The 9,215-nt window shown below is 58.6% G+C and carries 7 protein-coding genes; 5 read left to right on the top strand and 2 right to left on the bottom strand.

The window, feature by feature from the left end; genetic code table 11:
* Positions 1-19: 19 nt before the first annotated feature.
* Positions 20-1,249 carry a hypothetical protein gene (locus tag VEZ52_RS11425; RefSeq protein WP_324836920.1) on the top strand — a complete coding sequence of 410 codons (1,230 nt, stop codon included), beginning with the start codon at positions 20-22 and terminating at the stop codon, positions 1,247-1,249.
* Positions 1,250-1,260: 11 nt separating this feature from the next.
* Entirely contained in the window at positions 1,261-2,907 is a 1,647-nt protein-coding gene (locus tag VEZ52_RS11420) for a sel1 repeat family protein (protein ID WP_324836919.1), read from the top strand.
* A gap of 26 nt (positions 2,908-2,933) precedes the next feature.
* Here VEZ52_RS11420 and VEZ52_RS11415 read toward each other — a convergent pair whose 3' ends face one another.
* Positions 2,934-3,812, bottom strand: a complete 879-nt coding sequence (locus VEZ52_RS11415) for a LysR substrate-binding domain-containing protein (protein ID WP_324836918.1) — start codon at positions 3,810-3,812, stop codon at positions 2,934-2,936.
* 103 nt (positions 3,813-3,915) lie between these two features.
* Between VEZ52_RS11415 and VEZ52_RS11410 the strand changes: the two genes are divergently transcribed.
* Complete coding sequence (locus tag VEZ52_RS11410) at positions 3,916-4,899, top strand: TDT family transporter (RefSeq protein WP_324836917.1); 984 nt, start codon at positions 3,916-3,918, stop codon at positions 4,897-4,899.
* A gap of 137 nt (positions 4,900-5,036) precedes the next feature.
* Positions 5,037-5,792 carry a sulfite exporter TauE/SafE family protein gene (locus tag VEZ52_RS11405; protein ID WP_324836916.1) on the top strand — a complete coding sequence of 252 codons (756 nt, stop codon included), beginning with the start codon at positions 5,037-5,039 and terminating at the stop codon, positions 5,790-5,792.
* Between the two features lie 87 nt (positions 5,793-5,879).
* On the opposite strand, the gene VEZ52_RS11400 is transcribed toward VEZ52_RS11405, so the two are convergent.
* The gene (locus tag VEZ52_RS11400; protein WP_192112144.1) at positions 5,880-6,380 is read right to left on the bottom strand and encodes an AbrB family transcriptional regulator; all 501 of its coding nucleotides are present in this window, start codon (positions 6,378-6,380) and stop codon (positions 5,880-5,882) included.
* Positions 6,381-6,699: 319 nt separating this feature from the next.
* Here VEZ52_RS11400 and ggt point away from each other — a divergent pair, with 319 nt between their 5' ends.
* Positions 6,700-8,364, top strand: coding sequence for a gamma-glutamyltransferase (gene ggt / locus VEZ52_RS11395; protein WP_324836915.1), 1,665 nt, complete (start codon positions 6,700-6,702; stop codon positions 8,362-8,364).
* The last annotated feature ends 851 nt before the right edge of the window (positions 8,365-9,215 follow it).

The following is a 9,215-nucleotide window of genomic DNA, read 5'->3' as shown; positions in this document are numbered from 1 at the left end:
TTAACCACGCGTGAACGCCATGAACAACACAGAAACCGCCTTTTTGAAGCGTTATTTTCTCGTGCTGCTGGGCCTTGTCCTGGCGGGATGCCTGCTGGCCGTTCCCTATACCGCGTGGTGGCTGCACAGCAGCGGCGACGTAGCCGTGGAACGGGCCGTCACCGAACAGTCCAAGGGGAATTTTGCCGTGTTTGGATCCGGCGTTTCCCAGGATTTTGTGGACTACAAACTGCAACTCTATGCCAAGGTGAAGCCCGAGATTGCCGCCGTGGGTTCCTCGCGGGTCATGCAGTTCCGGGGCGCATACTTCCGCAAGCCCTTCCTCAATGTGGGCGGCACGGCGGGCAATCTGCCAGTGCTGCGCTCCACCATCGACGCCATGCTGCGCGAGCACAAACCGGATGCCATCATCATCGGGCTGGACTTCTGGTGGTTCATGCCCCAGTGGAATGCCGATCCCTTCAAGGAAGAGCCGCCCACCAGCGGGTCGTACAACTACGGATTCGACAGCCTCAAGAAACCCTGGACATGGCTGCTTGAAGGCAAGATTTCGTTCAGGGACTTTATTGCCCCCATGCTGCCGCAGTCCATGGGCGGATTCCGCAATGCCCGTTACGGCATCATGGCCCAGCAGTACAACGACGGCTTTGGCTCTGACGGCTCGTGGTATTATACAGGTGAAAGCACCGGGCAAAAGCGGCCCTTTGACTACCAGTTCGAGGATACCCTCAAGCAGGTACGCTACGGCACCAAGGCATTTTTCCACGCCAAGCCGCTGGCTGACAGCCGCGACCCCGGCGGCATCAGCAGCGCCCATCTGGACGCCTTTGCTGAAATTTACTGCCGGCTCAAGGCCAGGGGCATTGCCACCTTTGTTTTCATTTCGCCCCTTTCTGTCCGTGTGCTTGACGCCATGCGCGAACGCGAGGCCGATTATCCGCACCTCTTCAAGTTGCGTGACGCCCTGCTTGCCCGCGGCATTGACGTTATGGAATTTACCGACCCGCGCACCTTTGCTTCCAGCGACTGCGAGTTCTTTGACGGTTTCCACGGCGGCGAAGTCACCTACGCGCGCATGCTGCGTGATATGGCCGACCGCTGGCCCGCCTTGCTGGCTTACGTGAATATGGATAGGATCAATGCCACCTTGCGCGACTGGCGCGGCTATGCTCTGGTGCCCGATGAGCGCCTCACAAGCCGCCCGGAAGTGGACTTTATGAATTTTAACTGCCCCAAACGTAAACCGTAAGGAACACCAGCATGTTTCTTCGATGGGGCGCGGTTTACAGCCGCGCCCATCTTATTTCAGCCCTTCGGGCCGTATTCGTGTACAGCCTGTGCGTGTCCCTGGCACTGCCGGGCGGCGCGGCCTTTGCCGCGTCAGATTCCGTTTTTGTTCAGGGGACTGGCTCGCCCAGCGCTCCCATGGGCGGAAGCAATGCCCCCAGCACAAGCGGCATGGGTGGGCAGCCCTTTGGAGGCGGTACTTCGCCCACGCTCTCGCAGCCAATGCCAGCGGCGCCAATACAGACGCCTACGGTTCAGGTGCCCACCGTACAGACACCCACGGTGCAGACCCCAACCGTTGCAGCGCCATCAGTGCCCACGCAGCAGCAGGTCAACCCCCTGAGCGCACCGGGAGCCCCCGCCCCTGCTCAAGCCCAGCAACCGCAGGTTCCTGCGGCACAGGGCGCATCTGCCCCCGCAGTTCCGGCCCAGCCTGCAAGCCCTACCCTCGAAGCGCCCAAAAAACCAGAAGCTCCGGTGAAGGAAAAGGGCTCAAAAAACCGCAGGGATAAAAAATCAAAAAAGGGCAAAAAGGAAGAAGCCGCCGAGCAGGAAAAAGCCGCTCCCGCAGTGGAGAGCGCGCCCACCAAGGCACCTGTGCCTGTTCCGCAAAGGACTTCGCCTCCCACACAGGCGGAAGAAGCCGCAGCAGCCTACGCCAAGGGCGATTATGCCACAGCCGAGAGCATCTGGAGCAAACAGGCCGAAGCGGGCGATGGACAGGCCATGAACAACCTTGGTGTACTCTACGACCTCGGGCAGGGGGTGGAGCCTGACCTGGGCCGCGCCCTGCACTGGTTTGCGGAGTCAGCCAAGACAGGGCACCCCTCGGGCATGAGCAACTACGGGCGCATGCTGGAACAGGGACGCGGCATAGAGCCAAACCCCGAGGAAGCAGCACGCTGGTTTGATCTGGCTGCGCGGCAGGGTCAGCCTGAGGCACAGTATAATCTGGGCATGCTCTATGAACTGGGGCGTGGCGTACAGCAGGATTTCACAGCGGCGGCGGCATGGTATAGCCGCGCTGCGGCGCAGCAGCAAACCGAGGCCCTGTTCCGCCTTGGGCATTTTTACCGCATAGGTCAGGGCGTGACCAAGAACCCCTCGCGGGCAGTGCTGCTGCTCTATGCGGCTGCCATGAACGGCGATGCCAACGCCATGAAAGAACTGGAAGATATGGCCCGCGCTGAACCTTCGCGCCCCGAGGCCGTTCTGTTCGGGCAGCGGCTCGACAATACCGACAGAAATTCCATGCGCACGGCTCTGCGACAGTACGGAGCAACCATTATCCGCGAGGATGACGCCTATATCTGCGATTTGTATGATGCCGCCAAGGTTGCCCCCGGCGCGCGCCAGATGGCGATCTGCTACGGCCCAGGAAATCCCGGCCCTCTGGGCTTTCTTGAGCTGGATTATACCGCGCCGAACAATACGGTGGAAGGCATGATCCTCAAGATGGTCATTGACCGTTTTGGCAAGGCCTCCGCCGGGGAAGGCGACGATGCCCACCTCTGGAATCTGGGTTCTGTGGTGGTTGCCACGCGCTATGAGCCTACGCGCGGGCAGTTGAGCCTCATGTACATGGTTCCCCGCGTGTACCACCTGACGCGCCAGCGTTAGCCCGCATAGGGGTTCTTTGCGCAACGCTATCTGTTGAGCGGCGACCACGCCCGGCAAAAACGGATAAACGTGTCCATGCCCGCAGAGTGGTATTTTGACTCGTGCCAGCAAAGGGAAAACGTGCGTGAAAATGTCTGCGTCAGCCGGATTATTGAAAAACGGCTGCTGAAGCCCGGCAGCTCTGCCATGAGCCGCGAGGCAAAGGTGATGCCCAACCCCTGTTCCACCATGCCCAGCACCGCCTCGGTGGAGCTGAGGCTCAGCGCTACCGTATAGGGCGCAATGAGCGCGCCAAGGGTGTGCGCAAAAAACGCCCTCGTGCCGGAATCCGGCTCCCGCAGAATCCAGCGCTGACCTGCCAGTTCTTCAGGCGCATGGGCCTTGCCGTCTGCCAGAGCATGCCCCTTGCAGGCTACCACCGCCATTTCATCCTTGAGCCATTCTTCCGCCACCATGTCGGGCCGATGCTGCTCGCCCTCCAGCAGCACCACATCCAGAACATAGCCTTCCACCAGCTCAAGCAGGCGGTTGGTGTTGGCTATCTGCGCCTTGGGCAGCCAGCCGTGATCCTTTTCAAAATCGTGCATCAGTTGCGGCAACAGATAGTTGCCAATGGTCTTGCTGGCCCCAATGCTCAAAAAGCAGGCCCCGCCAGCCTGAAACGTCCGCTCGATGGCCTCGGCCCTTTGCAGCATTTCGTCCGCCAGTGGCCACAGGCGCGCACCCTCATGATTCAGCCGCAAATGCGGGTGCACCCTGTCAAACAAGCGCACGCCGAGGTGCCGCTCCAGTTCCTGCAAGGCCTGGGAAACAGCGCCCTTGGTCAGAAACACAGCCTCTGCGGCCTGTGTGAGGTTCTGGAACCGCGCCACAGCCAAAAAAACCTGCAATTGCTTTAGTGTCATATCAGCGTTTAATTTTTTTATACGTTACGTTAAATTCATTTCGATTTTCTTAATGCACGATCCGTGGCAAACACGCAAGCAGACCACAACCGAGGATAGTTTAATGTTGCAGAGTGTTCGCAATTTCTTTCGCGCTGTTCCCACGCCCCTTGCGGGGCTGGCCCTTGGCATTGCCAGCCTGGGCATAGGGCTTGAAAAAAGCCTGCCCCTCCACAATTTTGCGCAGGTGCTTGGCGCGCTGACATCCATGACGCTGATCCTGCTGCTGGCGGGCAAATTTGCCCTGAACCCAAGACTGTTGCTCGAAGAACTGCGCCATCCCGTGCTTGGCAGTATTTTGCCCACGACCTCAATGGCCCTGATGCTGCAATCCAAAAGCCTGAGCATTTTGGACGCGCGGGCGGCCCAGTGGCTCTGGCTTTTTGCCGTGGCCCTGCATCTCTGCCTTTTGCTAGCCTTTGTAGCCTTCAGGGCACGGCAGTTCAGCCTGCACCACATGCTGCCAAGCTGGTTTGTACCCTTTGTGGGCATCAGCGTGGCGGCCATGACTGTTCCCGGCCCGGCCTACTACCAGCTTGCCTATGGCCTGATGGTTTTTGGCATGGTCAATTACGCGGCCCTGCTGCCTGTCATGTTGTACCGGCTCATATTTTCCCGGGAAATTGAAGACGCATCCAAACCAACCATCGCGGTGCTTGCCGCTCCTGCCAGCCTCTCGCTGGTGGCCTATCTGAGCCTTGAGCCAACCCCCTCTCTGCTCTTGTGCAGTCTGTTGCTCGGGGTGGCGGTGCTGATGACCAGCATCATCTATGTGGCCTTTTTCAAGCTGCTGCGTCTGCCCTTCAGCCCCGGTTTCGCAGCCTACACCTTCCCCATGGCTGTGGGGGCAACAGCGCTGTACAAGGTTTCTGAACTGTTGGCCGCCTATCCGGCAACGCTGGAGTACGCCCTGCAACTCAAGGTGCTGGCAGTGCTGGAAATGATTGTCGCCACCCTGGTTGTGGCCTATGTGTGCTGGCGCTACCTGATCTTTTATGTTCGGGCGTGGGATACGCTGCTGCGCGCGCAAAAGGCGGCGCACGCCTGACCCCCGGGCTGGAAAAATACCCTTGCGCGCAGCATCCCGTAGAGCTAGCCTGCCAGAACTGCGCGGCGATTTCTGCCGCTGCATGTAATTGCTCCACTCTACGCCGCCTCTGAGGCGGCCCGCGCAGCAGGTGATCTATGCTTGTTTTTGCCGCCATGCTTTTGTTGGGGATATTGCTGGGCTTTGTGGGCGCTGGCGGCGCTGGGGTTATGATCACCATGCTCAGCGTGGGCTTTGACATCCCCATGCAGGTCGCCCTCGGCACTTCGCTCGCGGCCATGGCTTTTACGTCCCTCTCCGGCTCTATCAGCCATTTTCGCGAGGGCAACGTAAACCGCAGACTGGGCTTGCTGCTGGGCGCGTTCGGCGCAGCCGGGGCCTTCTGCGGCGCGCACATCTCGTCCGGGCTTGCCTCCGCCACGCTCAAGCCGCTGACTGGCGTGGTGCTCATGCTCTCCGCCCTGCTCATTTATCTGCGGGTCTTTCACCCGGCCAATCCGCTGTTCAGCTTTCGTTTCACCAGCACCCGAGGCGTGAAGTTCTGGCTGCTGACAGGCATGGTGGGCGTGTTCAACGGTCTGGTTTCCGGGGCCTGCGGCGTGGGGGCAACGCCCTTTATCCAGATGACCCTGCTGATTATCTTCAATGTGCCCCTCTATCAGACCGTAGGCACAACCATGCTGGTGATTCTGCCCATCGCAGCCTTTGGCAGTCTGGGTTTTCTCGCCGCCGGGCATCTGGATCTTGTGCTGTTCCTGCAGGTTCTGGCTGGTCAGGTCATCGGCGCGTATGTGGGCGCAAAGTTTACCCGCATGGCTCCCCAATTGCTGCTCAAAAGCTGCATGGTAGCTCTGCCGGGGCTGGGCGGTCTGATCCTGCTGCTTGCCCGCTAAAAAGCCCCCGGCGGAATCCGACGGAGGCTCAATGTCACGGACTGTCAGCGGCCCCCATGCGCAGGGGAGATGCCAGGCATTAACCGACTATTTAACCAGATAAGACAGCATCTTGGCCACAATGGGGGAGAGCAGCACAATGGCATAGATGCGCACCAGATGGTACACCATCACCATGGGAGCTTCTGCCCCTGTGCCGCCGGAAAGTGCCACCACCGCATTGAATCCGCCGGGGCTGGTCGCCAGATACGCCCCGCCTACAGAGAGTCCGCCCCAACGCACGGCAATCCAGGTACACAAAAGCCCCGCCATCAGGATAATGCCTGTTGAAAGCAGCATCATGGGCCAGGTGTCGCGCACGGCATCAAGCATGCCGGGATTATACATGTTGCCCACAAGCACGCCCACACACCCGTAGACAATAAAGCGCACCCAATGCGCCATGTCGGGCGAGGTAATGGAGCCGCAGCTTTTGAAAATCACCACGGCGATCATGGCTCCAGTCATGGCCCCGCCGGGCAGGTGAAAACGGTCAAAAACAAAACTTCCTGCAAGCCCCACGGCAAACAGCATTATTGTTGTACCCATATTGTGTCCTTCGCGCCGCGCAATGCGCGGCTGCCTGCTGATCTGTAGCCGCACCTGGGCGGCGTCAGACCTGCTTACGCCCTTTTTTGTCACCTCTCAATGAGGCCGGCACTGCATACCCCGCCCGATTTTGAGCAAAACCTGGCACCTGATTATCATCTGCCTGCAGGGATGCGGCGCTGGTTTGACGTGGCGCGCCCCCGCCGCTAGTCTGCTGCATGGTCACGGATTATCCACTGCATGCCATTGGGGTCTTCACGGATTTGCGCCCTGCTGGCGGCACCCATGCGACACCCAGCCACCTCACACAGGAAGCATCATGAATTTTGCATCCAGCCCCTATGCGGAAACGGAATCCCAGCGTTTTGACCCCATGACCACACGGGGCATGGTCACATCGCCGCACTACCTTGCTACGCAGGCGGGCGTGGATATTCTGCGCAAGGGCGGCACCGCTCTGGATGCCGCCGTGGCCGTGGCCGCGGTACTGGCCGTTGTGTACCCGCAGATGTGCAGCATCGGCGGCGACAACTTCTGGCTGGCGCACGAGGCCGCAACCGGCGCGCTGCACGGCATCAACGCCTGTGGGCGCTCTGGCGAAAATGTCACGCGGGATTTCTTTGCGCAAAAGGGCCTTGCGTCCATTCCCCTGCGCGGGCCGCTGGCTGCCTGCACGGTGCCCGGTGTGGTTTCTGGTTGGGATGCCGCCCACACGCTCAGCCGCTCATGGGGCAGCCCTCTTGCTCTGGGCGACCTGTTGCAGGAAGCCATCAGCCTCGCGGCAGAAGGTTTTGCCGTAACGCCATCCCTGGCCCACTGGCTGCATGAAGACTGCAAGCCCGACCCCACGGGCTATCGGCAATTGCAGAGGTTTCCCGGCTTTGCCAGCACGTTTTTGCCCAACGGCACGCCCCCGCAAACAGGGGCGGTGCTGCGCCTGCCCGAGCTTGCCGCTACTCTTGGCCTCATCGCTCGCGAGGGCGCGCGCGTATTTTATGAAGGCGAACTGGCCGACCGCCTGACCCGCTGGCTCGCGAACAACGACGGTCTGTTGACTGCTCGGGATTTCGCCGCGCATCAAGCAGAAATCGTCACGCCCCTGCAGGTGCGCTATCGGGGCCTTGAGTGCTGCAACCTGCCGCCCAACACCCAGGGGCTGGCTTCGCTTTCCATACTCAACATCCTTGAGTATCTGGATATCCAGAGCATGGGCGAGGGCAGCGCCGAATACCTGCATGCCATAGTTGAAGCCACCAAGCTGGCTTTTGCCGATCGTGATGCGCATGTGACTGATCCGGACTTTGCCGACATTCCTGTAGATTTTCTGCTGTCTCCGGAGCATGGGCGCGAGCTTGCCAGCCGCATTGATCCTGCCCGCGCCCTCAACCCCACCGCCCCATTGGAACCCAAGGGCGACACCTGCTGGTTCGGCGTGGTGGACGCGCGGGGCAACGCCGTATCTGCCATCCAGAGCATCTTTCATGACTTTGGCGCAGGTCTTGTGGCGGGCGACACGGGCATCCTGCTGCAAAACCGGGGCAGCTTTTTTTCACTTGATCCCGCCCACATCAACAGACTCGAACCACGCAAGCGCACCATGCACACGCTCAACCCGCCCATGCTGCGCAAAAACGGCAAGCCCTGGCTGGTATACGGCACCATGGGCGGCGAGGGCCAACCCCAGACGCAGGCGGCCATAGTCACCCGAATGGTAGATTTTGGCCTGAGTCCGCACGATGCCGTGACGGCGCCGCGCTGGCTTTATGGCCGGAGTTGGGGCCTGCCGGTAAACAACCTCCGGCTCGAAGGCCGCTTCAGCCCGCAATTGGCTCAAGCTCTGACCCAACAGGGCCATTCGGTTGAGCGCATTGCAGACTTTAGCGATCTGATGGGCCATGCCGGAGCTATTCTTTGTGATCAGGAGACCGGGGTACTTTTTGGAGCAACAGACCCACGCAGTGATGGGCTGGCCGCTGGCTATTGACCCAGGCAATGCAGTCAATCTTTTTCTGTGGCTTTTGCCGCTGAATCGTGCTTATATACCGCAGGTTTTTTTAGTCTGCCGGGGTGCTCTGTCAGTTCTGGCTCAACGCAGAAGCGGCGCAGGAAACGTAGCTGGTGACAATGCTGAAAGCAGGGGTTCCTCTGGTTTCGCCAGCGCCGCAAATGCAAGGACTACCAGTTCGTAGATTATCATAACACTTCGAAATTATTTTGTATTTGTTTATTTTTCAGGTGAGATGCGGACAATCCGGACATAACGCTCCTACAAAATCAACAAGAAAGTATTTTTTACTTTAAAAACAATTTTATCAATTACAACACATAGTTATATATTTAGGTGATATATTTTTCTTGCAGCAAAACTTGTGCTCACAGCCAGAAAGCCCGCTGGACTGAAATGCCACCCAGCTAACAATTCAAAAAAAGTTTTTTCAATTCAGCATATTACCGAGACACTACATCAAAAAAACAGTCAGCCCTCTCTAGCATGGTATCATATTTGACTTGCGATACCACATATGCGACAAGGTTCATGCTCTGGCTATCGTTTTATTTTTTCACTGTTTTGTAGTGGTTACGCACAAAAAACTACCAAAACGTATTTTTTGTGCAGCTAAATTTTATAAATTGTGTACTTTCCCAGTAGCTTAGCAAAACGGAATATTTTTTGCTTTGTTCAGCCTTACCGTCTTTTTGGTACACCCCTGTAACTGCACATAAAACTCGGGAGGCCTTCATGAATTTGCTGAAAGTAGCGTCAGTTTGCGCCCTGTCTCTCTTTGTGGGGCAAGCGGCCATGGCCGCAGAAGCTCCGATCAAAATCGGGTTCCC

The organism is Desulfovibrio sp. (assembly GCF_035644575.1).
GTDB lineage: Bacteria > Desulfobacterota > Desulfovibrionia > Desulfovibrionales > Desulfovibrionaceae > Desulfovibrio.
Note: the sequence above shows the minus strand (reverse complement) of the source record. Positions and strands in the feature narration are given on the sequence as shown.